Annotated in this window: 23 protein-coding genes; 14 read left to right on the plus strand and 9 right to left on the minus strand. The window is 71.6% G+C overall.

The genetic code is table 11. From position 1 onward, the window contains the following. Positions 1-59: 59 nt before the first annotated feature. Positions 60-2,933: a BTAD domain-containing putative transcriptional regulator gene (locus ACFWZ5_RS03970; RefSeq protein ID WP_384786599.1), complete on the minus strand. Its 2,874-nt coding sequence runs from the start codon at positions 2,931-2,933 to the stop codon at positions 60-62. 455 nt (positions 2,934-3,388) lie between these two features. Between ACFWZ5_RS03970 and ACFWZ5_RS03975 the strand changes: the two genes are divergently transcribed. The 7 genes from ACFWZ5_RS03975 (at position 3,389) to ACFWZ5_RS04005 (ending at position 10,185) form a co-directional block, all read left to right on the plus strand. Next, the gene (locus tag ACFWZ5_RS03975; protein ID WP_384786601.1) at positions 3,389-4,285 is read left to right on the plus strand and encodes an RNA polymerase sigma-70 factor; all 897 of its coding nucleotides are present in this window, start codon (positions 3,389-3,391) and stop codon (positions 4,283-4,285) included. Further along, positions 4,273-4,752 (plus strand): SRPBCC family protein, encoded by a 480-nt coding sequence (locus ACFWZ5_RS03980; RefSeq protein WP_384786604.1) that lies wholly within the window; start codon positions 4,273-4,275, stop codon positions 4,750-4,752. The genes ACFWZ5_RS03975 and ACFWZ5_RS03980 overlap by 13 nt, the downstream gene beginning before the upstream one ends. A gap of 10 nt (positions 4,753-4,762) precedes the next feature. Continuing rightward, entirely contained in the window at positions 4,763-5,632 is an 870-nt protein-coding gene (locus tag ACFWZ5_RS03985) for an SDR family NAD(P)-dependent oxidoreductase (RefSeq protein WP_384786607.1), read from the plus strand. A 37-nt stretch (positions 5,633-5,669) separates the two neighbouring features. Continuing rightward, a complete protein-coding gene (locus ACFWZ5_RS03990; protein ID WP_384786610.1) occupies positions 5,670-6,044 on the plus strand; it encodes a MerR family transcriptional regulator in 375 nt (124 codons plus the stop codon). Between the two features lie 161 nt (positions 6,045-6,205). After that, on the plus strand, positions 6,206-6,967 hold the full coding sequence (locus ACFWZ5_RS03995) for a hypothetical protein (protein WP_384786613.1): 762 nt from the start codon (positions 6,206-6,208) through the stop codon (positions 6,965-6,967). After that, a complete protein-coding gene (locus ACFWZ5_RS04000) occupies positions 6,967-8,520 on the plus strand; it encodes an amidohydrolase family protein (protein WP_384786616.1) in 1,554 nt (517 codons plus the stop codon). The genes ACFWZ5_RS03995 and ACFWZ5_RS04000 overlap by 1 nt, the downstream gene beginning before the upstream one ends. Positions 8,521-8,568: 48 nt before the next feature. Beyond that, on the plus strand, positions 8,569-10,185 hold the full coding sequence (locus ACFWZ5_RS04005; RefSeq protein ID WP_384786619.1) for a S41 family peptidase: 1,617 nt from the start codon (positions 8,569-8,571) through the stop codon (positions 10,183-10,185). 14 nt (positions 10,186-10,199) lie between these two features. Here the strand turns inward: ACFWZ5_RS04005 and ACFWZ5_RS04010 are convergent, their stop codons facing one another. From ACFWZ5_RS04010 to ACFWZ5_RS04020, 3 genes are all read right to left on the minus strand, one after another. After that, positions 10,200-10,610, minus strand: coding sequence for a hypothetical protein (locus ACFWZ5_RS04010; protein WP_384786622.1), 411 nt, complete (start codon positions 10,608-10,610; stop codon positions 10,200-10,202). A 210-nt stretch (positions 10,611-10,820) separates the two neighbouring features. Next, positions 10,821-11,600 (minus strand): MerR family transcriptional regulator, encoded by a 780-nt coding sequence (locus ACFWZ5_RS04015; protein ID WP_384786684.1) that lies wholly within the window; start codon positions 11,598-11,600, stop codon positions 10,821-10,823. Positions 11,601-11,685: 85 nt separating this feature from the next. After that, positions 11,686-13,308: an SMI1/KNR4 family protein gene (locus ACFWZ5_RS04020; RefSeq protein WP_384786625.1), complete on the minus strand. Its 1,623-nt coding sequence runs from the start codon at positions 13,306-13,308 to the stop codon at positions 11,686-11,688. A gap of 264 nt (positions 13,309-13,572) precedes the next feature. On the opposite strand from ACFWZ5_RS04020, the gene ACFWZ5_RS04025 reads away from it, so the two are divergent. Both ACFWZ5_RS04025 and ACFWZ5_RS04030 read left to right on the plus strand, forming a co-directional pair. Next, positions 13,573-14,775, plus strand: coding sequence for an NAD(P)/FAD-dependent oxidoreductase (locus tag ACFWZ5_RS04025; protein WP_384786628.1), 1,203 nt, complete (start codon positions 13,573-13,575; stop codon positions 14,773-14,775). Positions 14,776-14,939: 164 nt separating this feature from the next. After that, positions 14,940-15,836, plus strand: coding sequence for an RNA polymerase sigma-70 factor (locus ACFWZ5_RS04030; protein WP_384786631.1), 897 nt, complete (start codon positions 14,940-14,942; stop codon positions 15,834-15,836). A 195-nt stretch (positions 15,837-16,031) separates the two neighbouring features. On the opposite strand, the gene ACFWZ5_RS04035 is transcribed toward ACFWZ5_RS04030, so the two are convergent. Both ACFWZ5_RS04035 and ACFWZ5_RS04040 read right to left on the minus strand, forming a co-directional pair. Further along, on the minus strand, positions 16,032-16,949 hold the full coding sequence (locus tag ACFWZ5_RS04035; RefSeq protein WP_384786634.1) for a glutaminase: 918 nt from the start codon (positions 16,947-16,949) through the stop codon (positions 16,032-16,034). A 51-nt stretch (positions 16,950-17,000) separates the two neighbouring features. Then, a complete protein-coding gene (locus tag ACFWZ5_RS04040; RefSeq protein WP_384786637.1) occupies positions 17,001-17,150 on the minus strand; it encodes a hypothetical protein in 150 nt (49 codons plus the stop codon). A 159-nt stretch (positions 17,151-17,309) separates the two neighbouring features. Here ACFWZ5_RS04040 and ACFWZ5_RS04045 point away from each other — a divergent pair, with 159 nt between their 5' ends. Both ACFWZ5_RS04045 and ACFWZ5_RS04050 read left to right on the plus strand, forming a co-directional pair. Next, positions 17,310-18,458: a low temperature requirement protein A gene (locus ACFWZ5_RS04045; RefSeq protein ID WP_384786687.1), complete on the plus strand. Its 1,149-nt coding sequence runs from the start codon at positions 17,310-17,312 to the stop codon at positions 18,456-18,458. A gap of 192 nt (positions 18,459-18,650) precedes the next feature. After that, positions 18,651-19,064, plus strand: coding sequence for a hypothetical protein (locus ACFWZ5_RS04050; RefSeq protein WP_384786690.1), 414 nt, complete (start codon positions 18,651-18,653; stop codon positions 19,062-19,064). A gap of 619 nt (positions 19,065-19,683) precedes the next feature. Here ACFWZ5_RS04050 and ACFWZ5_RS04055 read toward each other — a convergent pair. The 3 genes from ACFWZ5_RS04055 to ACFWZ5_RS04065 are packed head-to-tail and all read right to left on the minus strand — an operon-like array spanning position 19,684 to position 22,580. Continuing rightward, positions 19,684-20,628, minus strand: a complete 945-nt coding sequence (locus tag ACFWZ5_RS04055; RefSeq protein WP_384786640.1) for a DMT family transporter — start codon at positions 20,626-20,628, stop codon at positions 19,684-19,686. Beyond that, complete coding sequence (locus tag ACFWZ5_RS04060; protein ID WP_384786643.1) at positions 20,628-22,160, minus strand: acyl-CoA dehydrogenase family protein; 1,533 nt, start codon at positions 22,158-22,160, stop codon at positions 20,628-20,630. The genes ACFWZ5_RS04055 and ACFWZ5_RS04060 overlap by 1 nt, the downstream gene beginning before the upstream one ends. Before the next feature lie 39 nt (positions 22,161-22,199). After that, entirely contained in the window at positions 22,200-22,580 is a 381-nt protein-coding gene (locus ACFWZ5_RS04065; RefSeq protein WP_384786646.1) for an acyl-CoA thioesterase, read from the minus strand. Between the two features lie 423 nt (positions 22,581-23,003). Between ACFWZ5_RS04065 and ACFWZ5_RS04070 the strand changes: the two genes are divergently transcribed. The 3 genes from ACFWZ5_RS04070 (at position 23,004) to ACFWZ5_RS04080 (ending at position 26,822) form a co-directional block, all read left to right on the plus strand. Further along, a complete protein-coding gene (locus tag ACFWZ5_RS04070; protein WP_384786649.1) occupies positions 23,004-23,621 on the plus strand; it encodes a TOPRIM nucleotidyl transferase/hydrolase domain-containing protein in 618 nt (205 codons plus the stop codon). A 329-nt stretch (positions 23,622-23,950) separates the two neighbouring features. Further along, complete coding sequence (locus tag ACFWZ5_RS04075) at positions 23,951-25,363, plus strand: family 2B encapsulin nanocompartment shell protein (RefSeq protein WP_384786652.1); 1,413 nt, start codon at positions 23,951-23,953, stop codon at positions 25,361-25,363. A gap of 172 nt (positions 25,364-25,535) precedes the next feature. Further along, positions 25,536-26,822, plus strand: coding sequence for a family 2 encapsulin nanocompartment cargo protein terpene cyclase (locus ACFWZ5_RS04080; RefSeq protein WP_384786655.1), 1,287 nt, complete (start codon positions 25,536-25,538; stop codon positions 26,820-26,822). Positions 26,823-26,825: the final 3 nt, after the last annotated feature.

The following is a 26,825-nucleotide window of genomic DNA, read 5'->3' on the forward strand; positions in this document are numbered from 1 at the left end:
ACCGGGACCAGCCTGACCACCGGGACCGGCACACCCTGAGCCGTGCCGTACCGCATGGGTCAGCGCAGCCGGGCCCGTACGTCCGCCGCCTGGGCGCGGCGGCTCTGCGCCTCGTACAGCGCAAGGGCCTGCTGCCAGGCCGCGCGGGCCTGCGCGGTCTGGCCCAGGGCGTGGCGGGTCTCGGCCAGGTTGGCGAGGGTGTCGGCCTCGTTGGTGGCGTCCGCGTGCTCGCGGAAGAGGGCCAGGGCCTGCTCGTAGTACTCCACGGCCTGGGGGAGCCGACCGGTGTGGTGGGCGATGTAGCCGAGGCTGTCGAGCGTGGAGGCGGTGTCGGCGGGGCGGGCGTGTTCACGGTAGAGGCGCAGCGCCTGCTCGCAGTGGGCGCGCGCCTGCGGATAGCGGCCGAGGCGGGCGTGCATCCAGCCGACGGCGTTGAGCTGGTTGGCGTGCCAGAAGGGGTTGTCGAGGCGCCGGTACAGGTCGAGGGCGCGCTGCGCGTGCGCGAAGGCGCGCCCGTCGTCGCCGTACTGCTCCCAGACCCGGCCGAGGGTGCGGCAGATGTGGGCCTGGCCCGCGATGTCGTCGGTGCGTTCGGACAGGGCGAGGGCCTGGCCGAGGTGGTCGAGGGCCTCGCTGTGGTCGCCGGTCAGGGAGCGGGCGTGGCCGAGGCGCCAGTGGGCCAGGGCCCGTGGGGCGGGGCTTTCGCCGTGGTGTTCGGCGGCCGTGAGGGCGGCCCGCCAGGCGGTGAGGTACTCGGTGAGGTGGTAGCCGCCCTGGTGGTACGAGATGAGTGTCCAGGCCAGTTGCCAGACCTGGGGAAGGCGGCCGGTGGCCAGGGCGAGGGACTGGACGGCGAGCAGGCAGGCGTGTTCGGCGTCGAACCACTGGAGGGCGGTCGCGGTGTCCGGCGGACGCAGCGGGCTGCACCCGGGGGCGGGCGGCTCCGGCTTGAAGGCGAAAGGCGTGTTCGGCCCGTCGAGGAGCCGGTTGGCCGCGTACGCGGTGTGCAGGTGGAAGTCGACGAGCCGGTCGAGGGCGGCTTCGGTGACCTGGCCGGGCTGATGGCGGGCGGCTTCGGTGGCCTGGGCAGCCTGGGGGCGGGTGGGTCCGGTGACCGGGTCGGGCTGCTGGCGGGCGACTTCGGCGGCGTACAGGCGGACCAGGTCGTGCATGCGGTAGCGCCCCGGGACGTCCTGCCGCACCAGGTGGGCGGCCTCCAGCTCCGCGAGCAGCGGGCGGGCGTCCGGCTCGTGGAGTGCCGCGAGGCTCGCCGCGGCGGCGAGGCCGATGTCCGGGCCCGGCACGAGGCCGAGGAGGGCGAACAGGGTCGCGGCCCGCGGCGTGAGCGCGCGGTACGAGGCGGCGAAGGCCGCGCGCAGGCTCGCGGTGAGGTCGCCCGCGTCCAGGGCGTCGAGGCGGTCGGTGGCCTCGCGCAGCTCCGCGGCCAGGACGGCGAGCGGGAAGTCCGGGTGGGTGGCGGCGCGGGCGGCCACGATGCCCAGGGCCAGCGGCAGGCCCGCGCAGTGGTCCACGAGCGCGGCCACGGCCTCGGGCTCGGCGCCGACGCGGGGCACGCCGAGGTGGCTGACCAGCAGGTGGTGCGCGTCGGTCCGACCGAGGACGTCGAGCGGCAGCGGCCGGGCGCCGTGCGTGGTGACGAGTGCGGTCAGGCGGCTGCGGCTGGTGATCAGGACGGTGCTGGCGGGGCTGCCCGGCAGCAGGGGGCGTACCTGGTCGGCGTCGCGGGCGTTGTCGAGGACGATGAGGATCCGCCGCTCGGCGACGAGGCTGCGGTAGAGCGCCGTCTGCGCGTCCAGGTGCGGCGGGATGCCGTCCGGGTCGGCGCCCAGCGCGTCGAGGAACCCGCGTACCGCCGTGGCCACGGGCATCGGCCGTGCGGCCGGGTCGAAGCCGCGCAGGTTCACATACAGCTGTCCGTCCGGGAAGCGGTGCGCGTTCTCGTGCGCCCAGCGCACGGCGAGCCAGGTCTTGCCGACGCCGCCGATACCGCCGATCGCCGAGATCACCACGGTCCCGCCCGGGCCGCCGCCCGCGTCCGCCGAGCCGTCCAGGGCCTTGGTGAGCTGGTCCAGTTCCTTGCCGCGCCCGGTGAACACCCCGGGTGAGGCGGGCAGTTGACGGGGTACGGGCGGTGGCGGGGCGGCGGCGGTGGGGGAGTGCGGCGGGGTGAGGTGGGGGTCGCCGGTGAGGATGCGCTGGTGGAGTTCCTGCAAGGGGGTCCCGGGGTCGACGCCGAGCTCCTCGGCGAGGCGTTCCCTGGTGCGCCGGTAGTGGCCCAGGGCGTCCGCCGACCGGCCGGACCCGTGCAGGGCGAGCATCAGCTGGCCGGCGAGGCGCTCGTCCAGGGGGTGCGCCTCCGCTGTCGCGGTGAGTTCGGCGAGGAGTGCGCCGTGGCGGCCCTGCCTCAGGGCGAGGTCGTTGCGGTCGAGCTCGGCCGCGAGCCGTTCGCGGGCGAGGGTCTCGCGCAGCGCGTTGAACCAGGGCGTGTCCAGGCCTGCGAAGGCCTCGCCCCGCCACTCGCCGAGCGCCTGCCCGTACCGGGCCAGGGCGGCTTCGCCGTCCCCGGCGGCCCTGGCCTGTGCCACCAGGTCACGGAAGCGGTGCAGGTCCACGGCCGCGGGGTCGACGGTGAGGCGGTATCCGCCGGGCTCCTTGTCGATGCGCGCCCCGGCCCCTTCGGCCTGCTGCAGGGCTTGGCGCAAGCGGGACAGATAGCTGTAGAGGGTGGAGCGGAAGCGCTGCGGGGGCCGGTCCGCCCAGACGCGGTCGGCCAGTTGGTCCACCGGAACGGTGCGGTTGGCGTCCACCAGCAGCGCCGCGAGGACCTGGCGCTGCCTCAGGTGCCCGATGGCGAGCGGGTGACCGTCCACCCGGACCTCGATGTCGCCGAGTACCGCGAATCGTGCCGTCACCGCGCCGGCCCTCCTGCCCCCGTCGCCCGCTCGCCGTCGCCCGGACGTCCCGGACGTCGAGGAGGCGCTGCCTCATGAGTTGCTGCCTCATGAGTTGCTGTCTCATGACGCGCTGTCTCATGAGCTGCCGCCCCATGAGGCGCTGACTCACCACCCTGAGCTGGTCATTCAAGGTTTGTCCAAGGTTTGTCCAGGGTCAAGGTTTGTTCGGGGTCGGCCGAAAACGGCGGCCCGGGCGGCTCGCGCACACGGCGGACGCTCCGCCACCGGTGTCCCCGGGCCCCGAGCAGGAACTGTGAAGCGAATCACAGGCGCGGCCTGTCACGGTTTCCCGACGCGACGTGTCTCGATGGGCGTCCGTAGAGAGGAGCCGGATGTGATGACGGACCTGACGTCGGCGTCGATGCCCGAGTCGATGCCCGCGTGCCCCTGTGTGCCCGGGGTGGGGGCAGGTCATGGCTGAGGACGCCTTCACCGAGCACCGCGCGCTGCTGTTCACCATCGCCTACGAGATGCTGGGCAGCGCCGCCGACGCCGAGGACGTGCTGCAGGAGAGCTATCTGCGGTGGAGCGCGGTCGACCAGGGCACGATCGAGCACCCGCGCGCCTATCTGGTGCGCATGGTGACCCGACAGGCCCTCAACCACCTGCGCGCGGTCAAGGCGCGGCGCGAGGAGTACGTCGGCACGTGGCTGCCCGAGCCGATCCGCACCGCGCCCGAGGTGAGCGACGACGCGATCCTGGCCGAGTCGGTGTCGATGGCCATGATGCTGGTCCTGGAGACCCTGAACCCGACCGAGCGCGCAGTGTTCGTGCTGCACGACGTGTTCGGCTACACCCACGGCGAGATCGCCGACTCGGTCGGCAAGAGCGAGGTCACCGTCCGGCAGATCGCCCACCGCGCACGCCGCCACGTGCACGCGCGCCGCCGCCGCTTCGAGCCCGACTCCGACGGCACCCGGGAGATCGTCCAGCGGTTCATGCTCGCCGCGGCGACCGGCGAGGTCCAGGTCCTGATGGACCTGCTCGCGCCCGACGTCGTGCAGATCTCCGACGGGGGCGGGAAGGTGATCGCCGCCCGGCGCCCCGTCACCGGCGCCGCCGACGTCGCCCGTTTCGTCCTCGGCGTCATGCGCACCACCACCGCGACCACCCAGGTCGAGCACGCCGTCTACAACGGCATGCCCGCGGCGCGGTTCGTCACCGACGGCGAACTCGACTGGCTGGTCGCCTTCGAGATCCACGACGGGCGGATCACCGGCCTCTACGGCATCCGCAACCCGGACAAGCTGCACCGCGCCGACGCGGTGCGTTCCCTCGACCGAGGAGAGGACACGACATGGAGACCGTGACCGTCGAGCGCACCATCGACGCCCCGATCGAGGACGTGTTCGCCTGGCTCACCACGACCACCAACTACACGCGCTCGCCGCTGGTCCTGCGCTGCCGCCTGACCCGGCGCGGCGACGGCGCGCCCTACGGGGTCGGCGCGGTACGCAGCCACCTCTGGCTGATCGGCTGGCTCCGGGAGCGCATCACCCGCTACGACGCGCCGTACGCCACCGAGTACGTCGTCGAGCGCAGCCTGCCGCCGTCCCGGCACGAACTCGGCCGCATGACCTTCACGGAGGTGGACGGCGGCACCCGGGTGTGCTGGACCACCCGCGCCGAGATGCGGATGCCGCTGCTCGGCCCCGTCCTCACCCGGCGCCTCGTACGGCCGATGATCACCCGTTCCTTCGCCAGCATCCTCGCCGCGGCCGACGCGGCGCTCGCCCGGCCGAAGACGTTTGACCTTGACACTGGCGGCAGGGTTTGAGACTCGCCGCATGAACAACGCGGAGCACGACAACAACGCAGCGCACGACAACAACGCAGACCGCGACAACAACGCGGCGCACGACGTCGAACAGAACACAGAGCAGCACGCCGGGCAGCACGCCGGGCAGCACGCGGAGGCCGACAGGGTCGTCATCGTCACCGGCGCCGGTACGGGCATCGGGCGGGCCACCGCCCGCGCGTTCGCGGCGGCGGGCGCGCGGGTGGTCGCCGTCGGCCGGCGGCCGGGCCCGCTGGCCGAGACGGCACAAGGCCACGAGGGGATCACTCCGTACGCCGCCGACATCACCGCCGACGGCGCCCCCGAGGACATCGTGGGGCACGCGCTCACGCGGTACGGGCGACTGGACGTGCTGGTCAACAACGCCGGGATCGTCCTCGGCGGCGACGGCACCCTGAACAAGGAGGCCATCACTCCGCTCCTGGCGACCAACCTCGTCGCGCCCACGCTGCTGACCCAGGCGGCCCTGCCCCACCTGGAGAAGACCGGCGGCGTCGTGGTCAACGTCTCCACCTCGATCGGCCAGCGCGGCTGGCCCTGGCCGGGCACCGCCCTGTACGCCGCGACGAAGGCCGGACTCGAACTGCTCACCCGCAGCTGGGCGGTGGCGTTCGCGCCACGCGGCGTCCGCGTGGTGGCCGTCGCGCCCGGCGCCGTCGAGACCCCGATCAGCGAGCACCAGGGCCTGTCGCCCGAGACCGCGGCCGCCATCCGGGACTGGCAGATCGCCCACACCCCCATGGGCCGCAGGGGCCGCCCCGAGGAGGTGGCCTGGGCCGTCACGGGACTGGCCGCGCCGTCGGCCTCGTTCGTGACCGGCGTGGTCCTGCCCGTCGACGGAGGGGCGGTGCTCGCCTGATAGAACAGGTGGGGAACGGGCGGGGGAGGTGGGGCCGGTGCGGATCGGCGAGCTGGCGAAGGCCACGGGGGCGACCCCGCGGGCGCTGCGCCACTACGAACAGCAGGGACTGATCGAGTCGGTGCGGGCGGCCAACGGGTACCGCGACTACGACGAGCGCGCCGCCGTGCGCGTACGCAACATCCGCTACCTGCTCGACGCCGGCCTCATCCTCGCCGACATCCGGTACTTCGTCAGCTGCCTGGACGGCGACATCACCTCGGTGCCGCCGTCCCCCACGGCACTGCGCCTGGCCGAGCAGCGCCTCGCCGTCATCGACGCGCGCATCGCCGCACAGATCGAGGCCAGGGACCGCCTCGCGCGCGTGCTCCTGGACCACACGAACGCACCACAGGTCACAGCCTTCGCGTAGCCGCACACAGCCGCCTCCGCACCCGGTCCGTCCGGCGGCCGCCCCCGTTTGCGAGGCCCGCGGCGGAGTGCTGCACTGAATCGAACACCGGCTGTGGCCGCCAAGACCCCGGCTCGCCCCTGACGGCGCGCACCGTCCGGCCGGTGAGGAGGCGCTGACCTATGCCGGAATTCGACCGGGGGCCGACGGACCAGTTCGCCGAGCTCCTCACCCAGGTGCCCGATCCGCCCGTCCCCGAAGCGTTCTGGTCCGACTGGGGGCCGATCTTCTACCGGGGCCGGCTCGACGGCTCGGCCCGTGTCCTGGTCGTGGCCTCGGACCCCGGCCCGACCGAACGGATCGCCGGGCGCAGCCTCGTCGGCAACGCGGGCCAGCGCGTGCAGGGCTTCCTCGGCAAACTCGGACTGACCCGCTCCTACGTCTGCCTCAACGCATGGGCGTACGCGGTCCACCCGGGCCAGGCCCTCGCGATGAAGGACGAGCTCGACCGGCCGGAGCAGCTTGCGTGGCGCAACGCGGTCTACGACCGGGCCACGGACACGACGCTGCAGGCCGTCGTCGCGATGGGCTTCATGGCCCAGGAGGCCGTGCGCCTGTGGACCACCCGGCCCCAGGTCCCGCTCGTCGAAGTGCCCCACCCGTCCAGCCACGACGAGACGGTGCTGCTCGACGCCTGGCGCGCCGCGGTCACCCAGCTCCGCGCGCTCGTGACGCCGGACGACGACGGCGACAACACGGGCCCCACCTACAGCACCACCTTCCAGGAGTCCGACTACGGCGCGATTCCCCGCCGCGACCTGCCCTTCGGCGCGCCGGAGTTCCTGGGCGACGACGCGTGGGTACGCGCCCAGGGCGGGGCGAACTCCGTCAGCCGGCCCCGGCCGGACGACAACCACACCCTGATATGGAAGGCGCCGAGCTGATGGCGCTCATACTCCTCGGCACGGTCGTCACCTGCGACAGCGACCACCGGATCCTCGACCCCGGAGCGGTGTACGTCGATGACGACGGCCGCATCGCCGCGGTGCGGGAGGCCGGGCAGGACCCGCCCGCCGGGTTCACGAACGCGCCGCGGGTCGACACGGGCGCGCTGATACTCCCCGGCCTGATCGACCTCCACAACCACCTCCTCTACAACACGCTCCCGCTGTGGGAGGCCGTCGGCGTCCCCTACCAGCACCACGACCGCTGGGTCGCCGAGAAGGACCCGCCCGACTACTCGACGTCGGTCACCTGGCCCGCGAAGGTGCTCGGCCAGGCCGCGCCCGAGGCACTGCTCAAGTACGTCGAGGTCAAGGCGCTGGTCGGCGGGACCACGGCCATCCAGGGCGCCCCGCTCTCGACCCGGGCCGTCGACGGCTGGCTGCTGCGGATCATCGACAACGAGAAGCTGCCCGCGGGCGTCGACATGGTGATGACCGCGGCGCTCCAGCTCGACGCCGAGGTGCTGCGCGACGAACGGGCGCCGAAGCTCGACGGCACCCGGCTGCTGATCTACCACGTCGCGGAGGGCAAGCCCGGATCGATCGTCCACCGCGAGTTCGACGACCTGGAGCCGTGTCTGAAGCCCGGCCTCATCGGCGTCCACGGCACCGCCCTGACCGCCGCCGACTTCAAGAAGTGGCGGGACGCGGTGACGGCGATCAACCCCGAGGAGAAGGGCACCGTCGTGTGGTCGCCGTTCTCCAACTACTGGCTCTACCACGACACGACGGACGTCGTCGAGGCGGACAGGAAGGGGCTGCGCATCGCGCTCGGCTCCGACTGGTCGCCGTCGGGCACCAAGAACGTGCTCGGAGAGCTCAAGGTCGCCGACGCCGTCAATCGCCATGAACTCGGCGGCCGGTTCAGCGACCGCGACTTGTGCGACATGGTCACCGCGAACCCCGGCGACGCCCTCGCGACGGCCTGGGGGCCCCAGGTGGGACGCCTGCAGCGGGGCAGCGCCGCGGACCTCCTCGTACTCGAACGCCACGACCCGGGCACGGATCCGTACCGCAACCTGATCGACGCGACCGAGCGCCACATACGCCTCGTCCTGGTGCGCGGCCGCCCCTTCTACGGAACGTCGTCGTTGATGACCGCCGTCGGCGCGACGGACACCGACTCGATCACGGTGGCCGGGCTCAAGCGCCGCGTGGCCGTGCGCCAGCCGGACCGGGCCGACGCCACGCTCGACTGGCCCGGCGTCAAACGCGCCCTGGAGAAGGTCCGCGACGACCCGGTGGCCGCGTGGCGCGCCTCGCAGGACGCGCTCGCGGACTGGGGCGGGTCGCTGGACGACCCCGACGCGCCGCTCGCGCTCTTCGGCGACATGCCGGAAGGCGACACCGGTGCCTTCGCCGCCGCCGGAGAGGTCCCCCTGGACCTGGTCGTCCCGCGCCTGGACCCGCTGGTGCACGACGCCGCGTACTTCGCCGCCGTGGCCCGCAGCGGAGTGCCGCAGCTGCAGCACCTCGCGGGCTACTACCCATGAGCAGGCACACCGGGGAAGTCCCGTGAGCGCGCACACCCGGGAAGTTCCGTGAGCGTGCGCACCCGGAGCAAGCCCATGGGCAGCCTGACGATCCGGCAACCGTCGCGGACCCTGCCGGACTCGATCGGGCTCGACGCGTTCATGGCGCGGGTCGACACCGACCCGCTGCCGTCGGCGGACCGCTACCAGCTCGTGGCCGCCGCCCGCGTCCTGCTCGAAGAGCTGTACGTCCACCTCCCGCTGAAGCGGGCGATGCACGCCACCGACCCGGTCCAGCGCCTGCGCCTGCTGGAGCGCCGCCTCCAGCCCCTGAGCGAGCTGCAGTTCCACGCCGAGCTCACGCACATCTTCCGGGGCCTGCGCGACCTGCACACCGTCTACCAGCTCCCCGACCCCTACCGCGGCCATGTGGCCACCCTCGGCTTCCTCGTCGAGCGCTACGTCGACCCCGACGGGACACCGCACCACATCGTCTCCAAGATCGACCGCTCCCTCGTCCACGCGGGCTTCGACGTCGGCGCCGAACTCCACGCCTGGAACGGGGTCCCCATCGACCGCGCGATCGAACGCAACGCGGCCGTCCAGGCGGGCTCCAACCTCGACGCACGCCTGGCGCGCGGCCTCGAATCGCTGACCCTGCGGTCCCTGCGGACCGGGCCCCCGCCCGACGAGTACCAGGTCCTCCTGTCGTACCGCACCCGGGGCGGCCGCCGCCGCGAGACGCTTGTCCCCTGGCGCGTGTGCACCGCAGGACAGTACGCGGGGCGCGCGCAGGATCCCGTCCCCACGCTCGCGACGAACCTGGGCATCGACGCGGGCAACGAGACCACGCGCCAGATCAAGCGCACCCTGTTCGCGCCGCTCCCGGCGGGGCGCTCGGCCACGCAGGTTCCACGCGGCGTCGTCGAGCACCGGACGCTGCGCATCCGCGGCCGCTCCTACGCCTACGTGCGCATCTTCTCCTTCAACGTCTCGGGCGCGCGGCAGTTCGCCGAGCAGGTGGCGCGCATCGTGGCGCGCGCCCCGGCGGCCGGTCTGATCGTGGACATCCGCGGCAACCCCGGCGGCCACGTCCCGGCCGCGGAGTCCGCCCTGCAGGTCCTCAGCGAACACCCGGTCGCCCCCGTCAGCTTCTCGCTGCCCACGACCCGCGCCGCCCTCGCCCTCGCCCGGTCCAACCCCGGCTTCCGCGCCTGGACGCACTCCATCCGCGACGCCGTGGAGACCGGCGAGGCGTACTCCCAGGGCTTCCCGCTCACCGACCCCGAGGCCATCACCGCCGGTCTGCCGCGCCACACCGGCCCGAAGGTCCTCATCACCGACGCCCTGTGCTACTCGGCCGCCGACATCTTCGCCGCCGGTTTCCAGGACAACGGCCTCGGGCCCGTACTCGGCACCGCCCGGCGCACCGGCGCGGGCGGCGCCAACGTGTGGACCCATGAACTGCTGCGCGTATGGCTGCCCGAACTCCTCGGCGACCTGCCGCGCGGCGCAGGCTTCCGCGTCGCCCTGCGTCGCGCCACCCGCGCACGCGGCAACGTCGACGTCCCCCTCGAAGACCTCGGCGTCGAGGCGGACGAGCTCCACGAACTGACCGAACGCGACGTCACCGGCCACAACCGCGACCTCCTGGAGGCGGCCGCGACGCTGCTCGCCGCGCTCTAGCCGGGCTCGCCGCGCTAGATGGGCTCGCCGGGGTTCGCGGGCAGGAAGAAGTTCCAGCTGCCCTGACCGTGGTGCTGACCGTCAGGGGAGTTCCTGGAAGGGCAGGCGCCGTTGGTGGGAGCGCCGTTCCACCAGAGGCTGTAGCAGTGGACGCAGAATCTCCAGTTGTCCTGATAGGCCGTCACGCGGTCCGGTATGGGGGCGCCGGCGGTGGCTCCTCTGTCGCGGGGCGGCGACGCGGAGCCGGGCGACTCCCTGTCCTGCCCGCCCGCCTCCGCGGCCTGAGCGCCGGACGCACCGAGCGCCACCGCTCCGGTAGCCGCGGCAATGCCGCCGCCCACGGCCCGGACGACCGACCGCCGCGTCCGCTCCCGCTCGGCCTCAGCCTGCGGCGCGACCCTCTCGTTCTCGTTGTTCCCGGCCACTTCGATGACTCCCTTGTCGTGAGAAGGCGTGAGAAGGGGTGCAACTCATCGTCGTGGCCGTCACTCCCGGCCGGCCATACCGAAGGTTGGGTATGGCGGCGCGGGCCTTTCGCGGGAAAGGGCGTCAGTGCGCGCGGTCAAGTGCCGCTTGCCGCCGGGGGTCTGCAGCCCCCCGGCAGTGTGAGCCGTGTGCGCTGTGTGCGCCGTCGGTCAGCTCAGCCGCGCGTCCGCGTAGGCGACCATCGCGTCGCGCTGGTAGGCGGCGAGCCCGTCAGCGACCTTGTCGAAGTTCGCACGGAACTGCGGGTCGTCGACGTACGTCTGGCCCAGTCCCTTGTACGCGACCGCGGTCGGGGTCCAGAAGCGGCACACGCCCTCGTAGTGGGCCGCCACCTCTGCCTGCACGGCGGGGTCGGTGACCGGGGTTTCGGCCACCATGAACTCCGCTATGCGGATCATCTGCGCCGTCACCTCGCGCTGCCAGCGCTCCGTGTCCTCGGCGGTCATCGTCTCGACGGCCTGCCGGGACTGCTCCCAGGCCTCCGGCCAGCGCTCGCGCGCCTCAAGCTCGGAGCGGGAGAGCTCGGCGCGCGTGGCGTCGAAGCCCTCGAAGAGGTTCTCCGGCCTGTTGATCCGTGTCGCCATGTCGTTGGTGTCCTTGCCTTCCTCCAGTTCGGCGATGGTGCGGCCGACCGTGCGGGCGAGCGTCTCGAGCCGGTCCCGCTCCGCCAGGAGCCGTTGGTGGTGCTCACGGAGCATGGCCACCTGGTCGGCCTGGCTGTCCAGGACCGCCCGGATCTCGCGCAGCCCCACGTCCAGCTCCCGCATCAGCAGGATCTGCTGGAGCCGCAGGAGCTCGGCCTGCTCGTAGTAGCGGTGCCCGTTGCTCCCGATCCACGCGGGCGGCAGCAGGCCGATCTCGTCGTAGTGCCGCAGCGTCCGGGACGTCACCCCGGACATCCGGGCCACATCCGCGATCGACCAGGCCATGCCCTTGCCTCCCATCACCGGGCCGGTCTCTCCGGCCACATGGAGAACCGTAGAAGTTGACGCAACGGAAAGCGCAAGCCGCACCTCACGCACCGCCGCCGCCGACGGTGCCGCTGGTCCGGAACGCGTCCCCGGTGTCCAGGCCGAGGCGGGCCGCCCAGGCGAGGGCCTCGTCGAAGTCGAGGTCGCAGGGAGCGCCGCTGTCGGCCAGGTGGGCGGCGGCGAGGGTGAGCGGCGCCTTGCCCTGGTCCAGGAGGAGCGTCCACTGCCGCGCGGTGAGGGACAGATAGCGCAGGTCGGGAAGGTCGGCCAGGACGGTCAGATCGCCGACGTCGGCCCGGGAGAGGTCCAGACAGCGCAGCTGCGGGACGCCGCGCAGCGGGGCGAGGTCGACCGGGGCGGCGGTCCCCAGGTCCAGCGAGGTGAGGTGGCGGTGGCCGTCGAGCGGGGCGAGGTCGCCGCCGTCCAGCGTGACGCGTACGGACTCGACGGGCAGGCCGCGCAGTGGCGTCAGGTCGGCGGTGGCGGAGCGGTTGAGGTGCAGCAGCCGCAGGGCCGGGGCGGCGGTGAGCGGGGCGAGGTCGACCGTCCCGACGGCGTCGTTGATGTGGATGGCCTGGAGGGCGGGCGGGACCGGGTCGGGGATCGCGCCGACGATCCGCTCGGGCCCGCATCCGTGGCCGCGCCTCAGCAGGGCGAGGTGCCCCTCGTCCAGCTCGTACGCACCCTGCTCCAGCGACTTCAGGTGGTTGCCGAGCAGTGAGGTGACCGAGTCGGCGACGTACGCCGGACCCCTGTCGTGGTCGCGGCCGATGCGGATGACCTGGCCGGGGCGCCCGTCGCGGGCCGGGGCCAGGTCCACCGCCAGGTAGTTGCCGTCCTCGCCCGTGGCGAACGGCAGCCAGGCCGGGTGCCCGCCGCAGCGCCGGACCGTGTCCGGCGGGTCCGCGTCGAAGACGACCGCGTCCCGGCCCAACGACCAGCCGTGCCAGGCCGGTTCGCTCTGGTACGTGTGGACGGCGACCAGGTCCTCAAGGCTCATCCAGGCGTAGCCGTCGAGCAGATAGCGGTGCTCGAACTCGATGCAGTCGCCGTCGGCGATCGCGTACAGCGCGCGCAGGTCGGCGGGAAGCGGGCGGCCGATGCGGCGTTCGGCCTCGTCGAGGGCGGCGGCCGACGCGGGCGGCGGCAACTGCTCGGGCCGCCCCAGGATCGTGGCACGTCGCTCCAGATACGCGTGGAACCGCGCCACCGCGAGGTCCGGATCGCCTCCCGCGCACGCCGCGCCCGCCGCCTGCGCGAACCCGGGCTGAGGCAACCGGTAGCCGCTGTCCAGGACGGCCTGGAAGCCGCCCCCCACCCCGGACAGGCTGCTGACCGCGTCCGTGAACGCGACCATCCGATACGCCCCGGACGGCAGGCACACGATCTCCAGGCTGGTGTGCTCCCACCCCCGGGCCTCCCGCAACGCCTCCGCCACCTGGCCGAGCTCCGCGAACGGGCTGGGCGCCGGGTGCTCCCACGGACGCGCGCCGGGCACCGCGTACCCGCCGGACACCGATACGCCACCGCCGCCCGCGGTGCTGGCAAGCACCGCCCTGGTCCAGCCCGCCGGCGCCCGCGCGACGATCCCTTCGGCGATCTGCCGCACGGTCTGCTCCAGCGGGGCGAGTCCCCCTCCCGTAGACCTGGCCGATTCCTCAGACACAGCCGATTCCCCAGGCACCGCCGATCCCTCAGACACTTCCGACCCCTCAGACACTGCTGATTCCCCTCCCACAAGCACTGCCGAGCATCATCGCAGTGACCTCCGACAGAACGGACGGATCACGTCCGCTTGAGCTCGACGGGCGGGCAGCCCCGCCTCCGCGTACCGCGCCCACCCCTCCGGAGTGATCTGGCTCACGCGCTGTCACAGGGATCGGTCACGCGGTGTCTTAAGGGCATCCGAGACGCGAAGGAGAGCGACACCATGACCGGGAACACTGAAGTGGTCGTGATCGGCGGCGGGTACGCCGGAGTGATGGCGGCCAATCGCCTGACGCAGCGCGACGACGTGACCGTGACGCTGATCAACCCGCGGCCGACCTTCGTGGAGCGCATCCGCCTGCACCAACTGGTGGGCGGTTCCCACGAGGCGGTCGTCGAGTACCGGAAGGTCCTCGCCGAGAGCGTCCGGCTGGTGGTCGACACCGTGACCCGGATCGACACGGCCGGGCTCGGCGTCGAGCTGGCGGCCGGCGGCATGGTCGCCTACGACTACCTGATCTACGCGGTGGGCAGCGGCAGCGCGGACCCGCGCGTGCCCGGAGCGGCCGAGTTCGCCTACCCGATCGCCGGTCTGGAGGAGGCGGAGCGGCTGCGGCCGGTCCTGGACGCCACGCCCGCGACGGACCCGGTGACCGTCGTCGGAGCGGGCCCGACCGGCATCGAGACCGCGGCCGAACTGGCGGAGCAGGGCCGCACCGTGACCCTGGTCTGCGGCGAGGTGCTCGGCCCGTACCTGCACCCGCGGGGCCGACGCTCGGTCGCCAGGCGGCTTGCCGGACTCGGCGTGACCGTGCTCGCGGGCGCCGACGCGAAGGCGACGGCCGTGCGGCGCGACGCCGTGCTGCTCAGCGGCGGCCGCGAGCTGCCGAGCCGGGTGACCATCTGGACCGCGGGCTTCGGCGTGCCGGACCTGGCCGGGCGCAGCGGGCTGAGCACCGACGCCTTGGGCCGTCTGCGCACGGATGAGACGCTGACGAGCGTGGACGACAGCCGTATCGTCGCGGCCGGGGATGCGGCGGCGCCGTCGGACCTGCCGTTCCGGATGAGCTGCCAGGCCGCGCTCCAACTCGGCCCGCAGGCCGCCGAGACGGTGCTCAGCCGGATCGCGGGCGAGCAGCCCAGGCAGATCGACGTGGGGTTCATCAGCCAGTGCATCAGCCTGGGCCGCCGCACCGGCATCTTCCAGTTCTCCGACAAGAACGACACCGCCAAGAAGTACTACTTCGCGGGCCGTCCGGGCGCGAAGGTCAAGGAGCTGATCTGCAAGGGCACCGTCTGGCAACTGGGGTACGAGGCACGCAAGCCCGGAGCGCGCAGCTGGTGGTCCAAGGACCCCGAGCGCCCGCAACTGCTGCAGGCCAAGCGCGCCGAGGCCCAGGGCAGCACGGTCGAACGGGTCGCCTGAGCAGTGGGCCGCCGGGAGCGACGGATCGCCTCAGGAACGGCTCGTCAGGAGCGGCTCGGCATGTCACAGTCATGCGCCGGGTGATGTCCTTGACGGCCCACCGGGCGCTGTCCCCTGACGGCCCACGGGAACCAGGCCCGGCCGTGCGGAAGAGAGAACGAGGCATGAGCGACCAAGCCAGCGACCCGGCGACCGAGACGTTCGTCGCCCACCGCAACCTGCTCTTCACCGTCGCCTACGAGATGCTCGGCTCGGCGGCCGACGCCGAGGACGTCCTCCAGGAGACCTGGTTGCGGTGGGTCGAGGCCGACCTGGAGCAGGTCCGCGACCCGCGCGCCTACCTGGTCCGGATCACGACCCGGCAGGCGCTCAACCGGCTGCGCACCCTGCAGCGCCGCAAGGAGGCGTACGTCGGCGCCTGGCTGCCCGAGCCGCTGCTCACCACGCCCGACGTGGCCGAGGACGCCCTGCTCGCCGAGAGCGTGTCGATGGCGCTCATGCTCGTCCTCGAAACCCTTGCGCCGACCGAGCGGGCCGTCTTCGTCCTGCGCGAGGTCTTCGACGTCGGGTACGACGAGATCGCGGCCGCCGTCGGCAAGAGCCCCGCGGCCGTCCGCCAGATAGCCCACCGGGCCCGCCGTCACGTCGACGCCCGCCGCCCCCGCCAGGTGGTCTCCGCGCGCGAGACCCGGGCGGCTCTGGAGTCGTTCCGGCGCGTCCTCGAGACCGGGGACCCGCAGGGCCTCCTCGACGTACTGGCACCGGAGGTCGTCCTGGTGAGCGACGGCGGCGGCATCAAGCAGGCCGCGCTGCGCCCGATCACCGGCGCCGAGAAGGTGGCCCGCTTCATGATCGGCGGCCTCGCCAAGAACGGGCGCGGGATCACCGTCGGCTTCACCGTGGTCAACGGCGGCCCGGCGCTCGTCGTCCACCTGGACGGCGAGCTCGACGGCATCATGGCGATCCACGTCGAGGACGCCCGCATCACCGGCCTCTACTACGTCCGCAACCCCGAGAAGCTGTCCCACGTCGCGTCCGAGACTCCGCTGACCCTGCGGTGACCTGCTCGACGCGCCGGGCGGTGGCGGGACCCCGCCACCGCCCGCACGTGGTGTCCGCGCGCCCTGCCGTCAGGTCGCTGCCCGGGAACTTCGTGGACAGGCCCGCCGGGGATTCGCCCTTGTCGGGCAGGAACACCGCGATGTGGACGAGCGCCTTGACGTTGTCGTCGGCGCTGCGGCGCCCGGAGCGCTGGCCTAGAAGATCGAGAGCCCCGTCAGGGTGGTGAAGCGGTCGAGGGCGGCGACGCCCGCGACGGAGTTGCCGCGCTGGTCGAGGCCGGGGCTCCACACGCACAGGGTGCAGCGGCCGGGTACGACGGCGATGATGCCGCCGCCGACGCCGCTCTTGCCGGGCAGGCCCACACGGTGGGCGAAGTCGCCCGCGGCGTCGTAGGTGCCGCAGGTCAGCATGACCGCGTTGACCTGCTTGGCCTGGCTGCGCGTGAGCAGCGTGGAGCCGTCGGCCCGTATGCCGTGACGGGCGAGGAACCCGGCGGCCAGGGCCAGGTCGGCGCAGGAGGCCTCGATCGAGCACTGGCGGAAGTACTGGTCGAGGAGCGTGGGGACCGGGTTGGCGATGTTGCCGTAGGAGGCCATGAAGTGGGCCAGGGCGGCGTTGCGGTCGCCGTGCGCCGTCTCGGAGTCGGCGACCTTCTGGTCGACCGTGAGCTCGTGGTTGCCGGTCTCGGCGCGCAGGAAGGCGCGCAGGGTGCCGGCCGCGTCACCGGTGAGGGTCTGGAGGCGGTCGGTGACGACGAGGGCACCGGCGTTGATGAACGGGTTGCGGGGGATGCCGTTCTCGTACTCCAGCTGCACCAGGGAGTTGAAGGGGTTGCCGGAGGGCTCACGGCCGACGTGTTCCCACAGCAGTTCGCCCTCCAGGGCGAGGGTGAGGGCCAGCGTGAAGACCTTGGTGATGGACTGCGTGGAGAACGGCTGCTGCCAGTCCCCGACCCCGTAGACCGTGCCGTCGAGTTCGGCGACGGCCATCCCGAAGCGCCGCGGGTCGGCGGAGGCGAGCGCGGGGATGTAGTCGGCGGGGCGGCCCCGGCCCGGGAGGGCCTGGATCTCGGCGGCGATACGGTCCAGGACCGGCTGGAGGGACGGGGACACGGGAACTTGCTCCGTTTTCGTACGGCAATGCGGTGAGGCGTCCGGAGTACCTTACGGCAGGTCAGGCGCGTAGACGATCAGGACCTGCGATGTCGTCGGCGGCGCGCTGCCGACGTGGGCGCGGGGGAGCGGGGAACGCGAGCGGAGCCGCGCGTCCGGGCGGCGGAGCCTGCGGCTGCGGACCGCGCGGATCTGAGCCATGGTGCCGGGAGGGCCGACATGGGCTCTGCGGGCAGGGCAGGGGGAGAGCGGAAGGGCACGCCGATGCGTCAGGACTCTCCCGCCGGAGGTGGGACCGGGCAGGGAACTGGAGGCGGTGGCGGGACCGGACACGGCCGGACCGTGGTGCCGCTCGTCCGGATGACCGCCCGCGACCGGCACGAGCCGCACCGGGCCGCCACCCCGCTGGAGCTGCTCTTCGACCTCTGCTTCGTCGTGGCGGTGGCACAGGCCGGGGCACGCCTGGTGCACGCGGTCGCCGAGGGCGATCCGGGCCATGGGGTCGCGGGCTATCTCGCCGTCTTCTGCGCGATCTGGTGGGCGTGGGTGAACTTCACCTGGTTCGCGTCCGCCTACGACTGCGACGACGTCCCCTACCGGCTCGCCACGCTGGTGCAGATGGCCGGTGTCCTGGTCCTGGCCGCCGGCATCCCGCGCGCCTTCGACCACGGGGACTACGCCGTCGCGATCGCCGGCTACGTGATCATGCGGGTCGCCCTCGCGCTGCAGTGGCTGCGCGCCGCCCGCGGCGAGAGCGGCCCCGCCCGGCAGGCCGCCCTGCGCTACGCCGCCGGACTCGCCGTGGTCCAGACGGGCTGGGTCGTCCTCATGCTGCTGCCCGACGCCGCCTGGTGGTGGGGCTTCGTCCCTCTGGCCCTCGCCGACCTCGCGGTACCGGCCTTCGCCGAGCGCCACCACCGCACGACCTGGCACCCGCACCACATCGCCGAACGCTACGGCCTGTTCACCATCATCATGCTCGGCGAGACCATCGCCGCCGCCACCGTCGCGGTGCGCTCGGCCCTGGACGAGTCGGCGGCGCTGGACGAACTCCTCCCGATCGCCGCCGGCGGACTCGTCATCGTCTTCGCCGCCTTCTGGATCTACTTCGCCGTGCCCATCCACGACTACCTCGCCACCCACCAGCACCCGTTCGCCTGGGCCTACACCCACTACGTGATCTTCGGCTCGGCCGCCGCGATCGGCGCGGGCATCGAGGTGGCCGTCGAGCAGGCCACCCACCACGCCCACATCTCCACCCTCACGGCGTCCCTCGCCGTCACCGTGCCCACCGCACTCTTCATGATCACGACGTGGGCCGTGCACGCCCGCCACTTCAAGCGCGGCACCGCCCAGAACGCGGTGCTGCCCGTGGGAGCGCTCCTTGTCCTCGCCACCAGCTTCGCCGGGCACTGGGCCGTCCCGCTCGCCGGGGCAGTGCTGGCAGGTGTCATCGCCGTGGGCTTCTACCTGGCAGCCACCGAGTCCGGACCGCACACCGGTTCTTGACTCCGGGGGAACGGGCGACGGACCGGCCGCCAGGGGGTGGGGCTGGGTGCACCCCCGATGCTCGCTGTGGCCCGCCTGCCGTGCCCGCGGTGGTGACGGGCGCGCGGCGCGAGCAACCGCTTCCGGGGCAGGCCGGAGTACGTCCACCTGGTCGGTTCGACACAGCAGGTCGTGGGTGCCGTGCGGGAGGCCGTGCGCAACGGGGCACGGATCGCCGTACGCAGCGGCGGGCACTGCTTCGAGGACTTCGTCGACCACCCCAGTGTCACGGCCGTCATCGACATGACGCTGATGAGGGAGGTCTCCTTCGACGCCCAGCGCGGGGCGTTCGTCGTGGCGGCCGGGCCCCCCTCGGCGAGGTGTACCGGACGCTCTACTTCGGCTGGGGCGTCACGCTTCCGGCCGGGTACCACGCGGAGGTGGGGGCGGGCGGGCAGGTGCCGGGCGGCGGTTACGGGCCGCTGTGCCGCCTTTTCGGGCTCGTCAGCGACTACCTGTACGCGGTGGAGGTCGTCGTCGTGGACCGGCAGGGCAAGGTCAGGGCCGTGGTGGCGAGCCGCGAGGAGGACGACCGCAACGCCGCGCTGTACGCCGAGTTCGCGCTGACACGCCGGGCGGCCGGAGCCCATCTGCTCCTCGGACAGGTCGCGGCGGAGCCCGGCGAGGACCGCCGGCTGCTCGACGGCTTCCTGGGCGCGCTGAGCGACGGCACGGACCGGCCCGGCAAGCTCAGGGTCCGGCGGCTGCCGTGGCTGACCGCGGCCCTGCGCGGCTCGGGCGAAGCGGTGGGGGACTGGCACGTCAAGATCAAGTCGGCCTTCCTGCGCCGCCGGTTCACGGGCCGTCAGATCGCCGTCCTGCACCGCCATCTCACGCGCACCGACTCCGGCGTGGTTGCGGGAAGCGTCGTCCTCAACACCTACGGCGGAGCCGTCAACACGCCGTCCCCTTCCGCGACGGCCATGCCTCACCGCGACTCCGTACTGAAACTCTCCTGCCTCGCGTCCTGGTCCAGGCCCGGGCAGGCGCCCGCGTACCTGGCCTGGATACGCGCGTGCTACCGGGACCTGTTCGCCGACACAGGCGGCGTCCCCGTGCCGGGCGGGAATGCCGACGGCGCCTTCATCAACTATCCGGACACCGACCTCGCGCGACGTCTTCCGCCACAGGCTCTCCGTCCGCCCGGCCGCCGCCGGGGCGGACGGAGAGCCCGGGTGAGCCGACCTCAGGGGCGCTCCGCCGCCGGTACGGAGTGGTCGGACTGCGCCGCGGCAGGGTGCTCGGCGTCGGGTGTTCTGCTGCTGCGGTTGAACACGGTGATCGACAGCATGATGACCGCGAACCCGATGAGCTCCGACACGGTCGGGCGCTGGCCCAGCGCGGGCCAGGCGATGAGCCCCGCGGCGATCGGCACGCCGTAGAAGTACGACGCCACCCGGTCCGCGCTCTCCGACCGCATCAGCACGAACAGCAGGCTGAGCGCGCCGATCGACACGCCGACCGACATCCACAGCTCCGAGAACAGGAGCTGGGGAGTCCACCGGATGGAGCCGTTCTCGAAGATGAGCGCGCCCACGAGCATGACGACGGCCGACGAGCCGGACTGCACGAAGCCATTGATCAACAGATGGGTGCCGGGGTTCTTCACCTGGTAGTAGAACTGCCCCGTGGAGAGGCCCACCAGGCCGAGGACACCGAAGGCGACGTTGGTCGGGGTGAGCCCGGACGACGACGCCAAGCCCTGGTACACCGTGATCGCGACCCCGACGAGGCCGCCGACCAGGGCGAGGACGGACAGCGGCCGGACCTTCCGCGAGGTCACGACGGAGACCATCAGCCACACCAGAATGGGCTGCAGCGCGATGATCAGCGCCGAGACCGCGGGGGTCATGCCGAGGTCGAGCGCGTAGAACACCCCTACGGAGAACACCCCTTGGAGCAGGATCCCGCTGACGACGAGGTGTCCGTAGCCCGAGCGCGGCCAGCTGACCCTGAAGCACGCGATGAGGGCGAACAGGATGACCGCGGTCATGCCGAACCGGATGGCCAGGAAGTAGAAGGGCTCCGCATAGGGCAGTCCGAATCGACCGCCCACGAACCCTGATCCGTAGATGATGACGAACACCAACGCGATCAGCGAAACCCTCAACTTCGCGTTCTCGCCGGTCACTAGCGCATTCCCACCTTGGAGTCGACGGAGATCATGGTGGTGTGCGGACGTGACGCGGCCGACGCCGCCGGGGTGTCGGCGAGCCGCCCCGCCAGCTCGTACTCGTTGACCAGACCGACGATCTCGTTCTTCAGGACCGCGATCGCCTTCGGGTGGTCGGCGTCGTCCACGGCGAGCCGCGCGCTGGGCGCGGCCGATCGGGCCGACTTCTGCAGCGCGCTGATGCCGTACATCCTGGACAGGATGCGTCCCAATATCACGATCTTGTCCTGGGACGGAGCGTCCGCGATATGGCTCAGGTTGATGTCGGTGAGATGGAAGAACGCGTCTTCCAGATAGCCGAACCGGCCGGTGAACTCCAGCGGCGACCGCAGTCCGGACTGCTTGAACTCGCGTAGGAACAGCTGCGCCAGATGCTGGCACAGCAGGTCGTTCGTCCCGTCGAAGACGGTGTAGACGCGCGCGTCGAGCAGGGCGTAGGCGGCGATGTTGTCCGGCGCGCCCATCCGGTATCCCTCACCGCCGCACAACTGCTGGTAGTCGATGGCCGATTCCAGCATGAGTTCGGAGGCGAGCACCTTGGTCGCGAGGGAGGCGAACATGCTGCCTTCCAGATCCGCGTAGTAGTTCTCCGACACCAGCAGCTGCCGGTAGAGCGCGTTGCACACGACGTAGTTCTGCTTGATGCGGTTGACCTTGTACCGCACGTAGTCGATGTCGTGCAGGGTGCCGTCGCCGATCCTCCTCGTGCTGACCTGGCGCAGTGACTCCGTGGTCAGCCTGCGCAGGAAGCCGCTGGCCATGGCCGCCTTGCTGAACCGGGACCCGCACAGGATCTCGGCGGCGTCGCCCAGGTTCTCCCTGGTCTTGGTGAGCCGGTAGTGGCGGGGGACGCGCAGGTCCAGGGTGTTGAGGCCGTATCCGAGGTTCTTCAGGCCCAGGCTGTCGTACACCTCGGTGGTCACGAATCCGCCGTCCGACCGCTTGTGGGCGAAGTACGCGAACTCCTTGCGCTCCGGATGCTTGGCGCAGATGATCCACCAGTCCGCCTGCTCGCTGAACGCCTGCCAGTGCTTGGTGCCGGTGATCCGGTACGCGTCACCGTCGTCGTGGTACGTGGTCTGCATCCGGGCGAGGTTCGAACCGCTGCTCGGTTCGGTGAAGGCGAGACCGCCGATGACGGGGTTGTGGAGGAAGTCGTCGAAGACCTCCTCCTTGAGTACGTCGTCACCGCTGGCCGCCACATTGCGGAGGAAGAGCACGGTCACGATCATGGTGTACATGCCCATCGGCAGATTGCGCTCGGACATGATCTCGATGACCTCGCACATCTCCTGATGGCTCTCCCGGCCGCCGTACTCGCGCGGGATGGCGGGCAGGTAGATGCCGAGGTCGACCAGGGTCCGCAGGCTCTCCTTGGAGAGCGGTTCCTGCGGGAGCCGGGCGCTGTCGAATTCTTCGATACCGCGCTGAAAATGAGCAAGAAACTCTGCCGGGCCGAGCTCGACAAGCGGGTTGTGCGCAACACTCATGGCAATAATCCAATCTCAGCCAACACGATGGTTCGGGTGCTACAGCGCGCTCAATTCGGCCCGTAGGTGGTCAGGGATGGGGGTGGTGGTCTCCCTTTCGTAGTCGAAATGGACCATGACGCAGATGCCACGGGCGACTTCGGCGCCGTTCTGGGTGGCGATCTGCTCGATCGTGAGTGAGGTATTGCCGATCTTTGCCACCTTCGTCTCGACCGTGACATCGAAGGACGCGAAGATCTGCCGGGTGAAGTCGACCTCGTATCGACGCAGGATGAGCGAGAGGTCGCGCATGTTCGGTTCCTTGCTGAACAGCCGGAATATCGGCAGCCGGCCGTGCTCGAACCAGACCGGCACCGCGGAGTTGGTGACATGGCCGAGCACATCGACTTCGGAGAAGCGCGGTGAGATCGTCACCTTCATGTACTGCCCCTTAGTGAACTTGGGTAAAGTGCGATGGATGCCAGGGGCGCGGCGGGGTAACGCAAACGCCCCTAGAGTGCTGGGTCCTGGCCGTGGGTGACAGGGCAACAGGTACGAAGAGGGGCCATTCTGTTCCCGCAGGGAGGCTTCTCGCTGACGTGTGAATCTTGCATCAAGTTCATGATCATTTGTGAGCGCGGACGGGCTTTGGCTCAAAAGTAGGTGGTCCCACCATGTGCTTTGGTGCGAACTGGCCAGATATACGCCCGAGTCGGGCCGTAAATAAGTCCCAAGTCACCTTCAATTGTGCAAAATCAGTGATCATCATCCATTCCGGGTCATTGCGACACGGTCATGGCGTCCCTACCGACGAGCCCGGGAAATTCGCTACCGCGCAGGCCGACAAGGGCCGAGACTCGTCCCATGGCTGACATGGGGCTCTTCCGGGATGCGGTCACCGCGTGGGCGGCCGGCGGCCCCGGCGACCCCGCACGCGATCTCGCCGCGCGACTGCCCGTGCGCGCGGCCGTCCTGCTCGAAGGGCTGAGCGACGCGGCGGCCGTCGACGCGCTGGCCGCGCGCCGCGGCCGGGACCTGGCGGCCGAAGGGATCTGCGTCCTGCCGATGGGCGGCGCGATGAGCGTCGGGCGCTTCGCCCAACTCCTCGGGCCGCCCGGCCTGGACCTGCGCCTCACGGGCCTGTGCGACGAGGCGGAGCGGCGCTACTACACCCGCGGCCTGGAGCGGGCCGGTGCGACACGGGCGACGTTCTTCGTCTGCGCCGCGGACCTGGAGGACGAACTCATCCGCGCGCTGGGCGTCGCACGCGTGGAAGAGGTCGTCCGGGCGGAGGGTGACCTGCGCGCCCTGCAGACCTTCCAGCACCAGCCCGCGCAGCGGGACCGCACCGCACAGCAGCAGCTGCGGCGCTTCCTCGGTACGAAGAAGGGGCGCAAGATCTCCTACGGCCGCGCCCTCGTCGAGGCCCTCGACCCCGACCGCGTACCCGCCCCGCTCGACGACCTGCTCACCGGCCTCTGACAAGGGGCTCTGACAGGAGCGCCCAGCAGGGGCGTCCCACAGGGGCCTCTCGCGGGGGCCCTGACAAGCGTGTGCCGGAGGAGGCGCGCCGCACATTGCGCGCGCTCTCGGTCATGTGGCTGGAATGCCGCTGGTCGGTCGGATAAACCCCGCACGGAGTGAGATCACCGCATCGGGTATGACCAACAGCTTTATCGGGCGACTGGGGCGGAGCGGCCGTTACCGTTCCCTGGGAACTGGGCGAATTCCCAGCGATATCCCACCACTTCCTCTTTCACCGGCCGGTGCGCGTACGCCGACCGATCCCCTTGCGAAGGAGAGCCCGCCCGATGACCGTTGAGACAGGCCCGGAAGCGGACGTCGAGCCGCCCCGGCAGTCCAGTCTGGGCACCGCGGCTGCCCGCAACCTCACCACCACGACCAAGTCCGCCCCGCAGATGCAGGAGATCACCTCCCGCTGGCTGCTGCGGGTGCTCCCGTGGGTGGAGACCAAGGGCGGCACCTACCGGGTGAACCGTCGGCTGAGCTACACCGTCGGAGACGGGCGCATCGAGTTCGTCCAGGACGGCGGCGACGTCCGGGTGATCCCCCGCGAGCTCGGCGAACTGGCCCTGCTGCGCGGCTTCGAAGACGTGGACGTGCTGACCGCGATCGCCGGCAGATGCGTTCAGCGCGACTTCCGTCCCGGCGAGATCCTGGCCGAGCGCGGCGCCGCCGCCGAGCAGATCCATCTGATCGCCCACGGCCGCATCAACCAGACGTCCGTCGGCAAGTACGGCGACGACGTCGACGTCGCCGTGCTCGCCGACGGCGATCATTTCGGCGAGCAGGCCTTGCTGGACGCCGACGCCACGTGGGAGCACACCGCCACCGCGGAGACCGCAGGGACGCTGCTCACGCTGTCCCGCGCCGACTTCACCGCCGTGCTGGAAACGGCGCCGGGCCTCCGGGAGCACATCGAGCGGTTCAGCTCGCTTCCCGCGCAGCGGCAGAACCGCCACGGGGAGGCCGAGATCGCGATGTCGGCCGGCCACACGGGCGAGGTCGAACTGCCGGGCACCTTCGTGGACTACGAACTCCACCCGCGCGAGTACGAACTCTCCGTCGCCCAGACCGTTCTGCGGGTCCACACCAGGGTCGCCGACCTCTTCAACGGGCCGATGAACCAGACCGAGGAGCAACTCAGGCTGACCATCGAGGCGCTGCGCGAGCGCCAGGAGCACGAGCTGATCAACAACCGGGAGTTCGGCCTGCTCCACAACGCCGACTACAAGCAGCGGATCCAGACCCACTCGGGCCCGCCGACCCCGGACGACCTCGACTCCCTGCTCTGCCGCCGCCGCGGCACCAAGGTCTTCCTCGCCCACCCCAGGACGATCGCGGCGATCGGACGCGAACTCAACACCCGCGGGCTCTACCCCGACCACGTCGACCTCGGCGGGCAGCAGGTGCCGGCCTGGCGCGGGGTGCCGATCCTGCCCTGCAACAAGATCCCCATCAGCAAGGAGAACACCAGCTCGATCCTCGCCATGCGCACCGGCGAGGACAACCAAGGCGTCATCGGGCTGCGCCAGACCGGCCTGCCGGAGGAGTACGAGCCGGGCCTGTCGGTGCGCGCCATGGGCATCAGCGAGCAGGCGATCGTCTCGTACCTGGTCACCACGTACTACTCCGCCGCGATCCTGGTGCCCGATGCGCTCGGCGTGCTGGAGGACGTGCAGATCGCCCGCAGGCGCGAGTGAGCGTTCCGCTGGATTTTGCGGATTTCAGCTGCGGGTTCGTCGTGGCTGGTCGCGCAGTTCCCCGCGCCCCTTCGGGGCGCCTTACCGGCCGCCCTACCGGCCGCCCCGTCCCGGGCCGGGCTAGCCGCCCGGGATTCGGGAGAGCCCATCCATCTCACCAAGGAGCTTACGGATGCCCGATCCAGAGCTTTCCCCTCCGCAGTCGAGCCTGCCCGGCGCTGCGGCCCGCTTCGGGGTCCATGTCCTCGCCCCCGCCCACACCGCGGCCGCCGCGGCCGCCACCAGCGCCGAGCCCGCCGCTCCCGCTCCGCCCTCCGTCCCGGCCCCCGCCGCGGACACCCCGGTCCTGGAACGGCTCCTGCGCGGCCCCACCGGCCTGGGCACCCAGGGCCTGCACCTGGGCCGGCGCGAGGAGCCGCCGGAGCCCGTAGCGCCCGCTGAGCCCGCTGAGCCCGTCGCGCCCGCCGAGGCACCGGCGGAAGGCAGGCCCATTCCCGGCATCTACCACCACCCGGTGCCCGAGCCCGATCCGGTGCGGGTGGAAGAGGTCAGCCGCAGGATCAAGGACTGGGCGGTGGACGAGATCGCGCTGTACCCCGAGGAGTGGGAGAGCCAGTTCGACGGCTTCTCCACCGGGCGGTACATGGTCGCCTGCCATCCGGACGCCCCGACCATCGACCACCTGATGATCGCGGCGCGCCTGATGGTCGCCGAGAACGCGGTCGACGACTGCTACTGCGAGGACCACGGAGGCTCGCCCGTCGGCCTCGGCGGCCGCCTCCTGCTCGCGCACACCGCCCTGGACCCCCTGCACTCGACGAAGGAGTACCAGCCGCAGTGGGCGGAGTCGCTCCACGCGGACGCCCCGCGGCGCGCGTACCGCTCCGCCATGGAGTACCTGGTGCGACAGGCCACTCCCTCCCAGGCCGACCGGTTCCGGCACGACATGGCCCGGCTGCACCTGGGGTACCTCGCGGAGGCCGCCTGGGCCGAGACGGACCACACGCCCGAGGTGTGGGAGTACCTGGCGATGCGGCAGTTCAACAACTTCCGGCCGTGCCCCACCATCACGGACACGGTCGGCGGCTACGAACTCCCGATGGACCTGCATGCCCAGCCCGCCATGCAGCGCGTCCTCGCGCTCGCCGGGAACGCCAGCACCATCGTCAACGACCTGTACTCGTACACCAAAGAACTCGACAGTCCCGGGCGGCACTTGAACCTGCCCGTGGTGATCGCCGAGCGTGAGGGCCTCTCCGAGCGCGACGCCTATCTGAAGGCGGTCGAGGTCCACAACGACCTCATGCGCGAGTTCGAAGCCGAAGCCGCCGCTCTGGCGGCCTCCTGCCCCGTTCCGAGCGTGCTGCGCTTCCTGCGGGGCGTGGCCGTGTGGGTCGACGGCAACCACTACTGGCACCAGACCAACACCTATCGCTACAGCCTGCCCGACTTCTGGTAAGAA

Source organism: Streptomyces sp. NPDC059003 (assembly GCF_042740445.1).
Classification (GTDB): domain Bacteria; phylum Actinomycetota; class Actinomycetes; order Streptomycetales; family Streptomycetaceae; genus Streptomyces.

Coding starts and splice junctions, on each gene's coding strand:
- ACFWZ5_RS04060 (WP_384786643.1), bottom strand. CDS start 22,160: ATGAGTGTTGCGCACAACCCGCTTGTCGAGCTCGGCCCGGCAGAGTTT.
- ACFWZ5_RS03980 (WP_384786604.1), top strand. CDS start 4,273: ATGGAGACCGTGACCGTCGAGCGCACCATCGACGCCCCGATCGAGGAC.
- ACFWZ5_RS04045 (WP_384786687.1), top strand. CDS start 17,310: ATGACCGCCCGCGACCGGCACGAGCCGCACCGGGCCGCCACCCCGCTG.
- ACFWZ5_RS04070 (WP_384786649.1), top strand. CDS start 23,004: ATGGCTGACATGGGGCTCTTCCGGGATGCGGTCACCGCGTGGGCGGCC.
- ACFWZ5_RS04015 (WP_384786684.1), bottom strand. CDS start 11,600: ATGGCCTGGTCGATCGCGGATGTGGCCCGGATGTCCGGGGTGACGTCC.
- ACFWZ5_RS04030 (WP_384786631.1), top strand. CDS start 14,940: ATGAGCGACCAAGCCAGCGACCCGGCGACCGAGACGTTCGTCGCCCAC.
- ACFWZ5_RS04000 (WP_384786616.1), top strand. CDS start 6,967: ATGGCGCTCATACTCCTCGGCACGGTCGTCACCTGCGACAGCGACCAC.
- ACFWZ5_RS04075 (WP_384786652.1), top strand. CDS start 23,951: ATGACCGTTGAGACAGGCCCGGAAGCGGACGTCGAGCCGCCCCGGCAG.
- ACFWZ5_RS04065 (WP_384786646.1), bottom strand. CDS start 22,580: ATGAAGGTGACGATCTCACCGCGCTTCTCCGAAGTCGATGTGCTCGGC.
- ACFWZ5_RS03995 (WP_384786613.1), top strand. CDS start 6,206: ATGCCGGAATTCGACCGGGGGCCGACGGACCAGTTCGCCGAGCTCCTC.
- ACFWZ5_RS04080 (WP_384786655.1), top strand. CDS start 25,536: ATGCCCGATCCAGAGCTTTCCCCTCCGCAGTCGAGCCTGCCCGGCGCT.
- ACFWZ5_RS03985 (WP_384786607.1), top strand. CDS start 4,763: ATGAACAACGCGGAGCACGACAACAACGCAGCGCACGACAACAACGCA.
- ACFWZ5_RS03975 (WP_384786601.1), top strand. CDS start 3,389: ATGGCTGAGGACGCCTTCACCGAGCACCGCGCGCTGCTGTTCACCATC.
- ACFWZ5_RS04025 (WP_384786628.1), top strand. CDS start 13,573: ATGACCGGGAACACTGAAGTGGTCGTGATCGGCGGCGGGTACGCCGGA.
- ACFWZ5_RS04040 (WP_384786637.1), bottom strand. CDS start 17,150: ATGGCTCAGATCCGCGCGGTCCGCAGCCGCAGGCTCCGCCGCCCGGAC.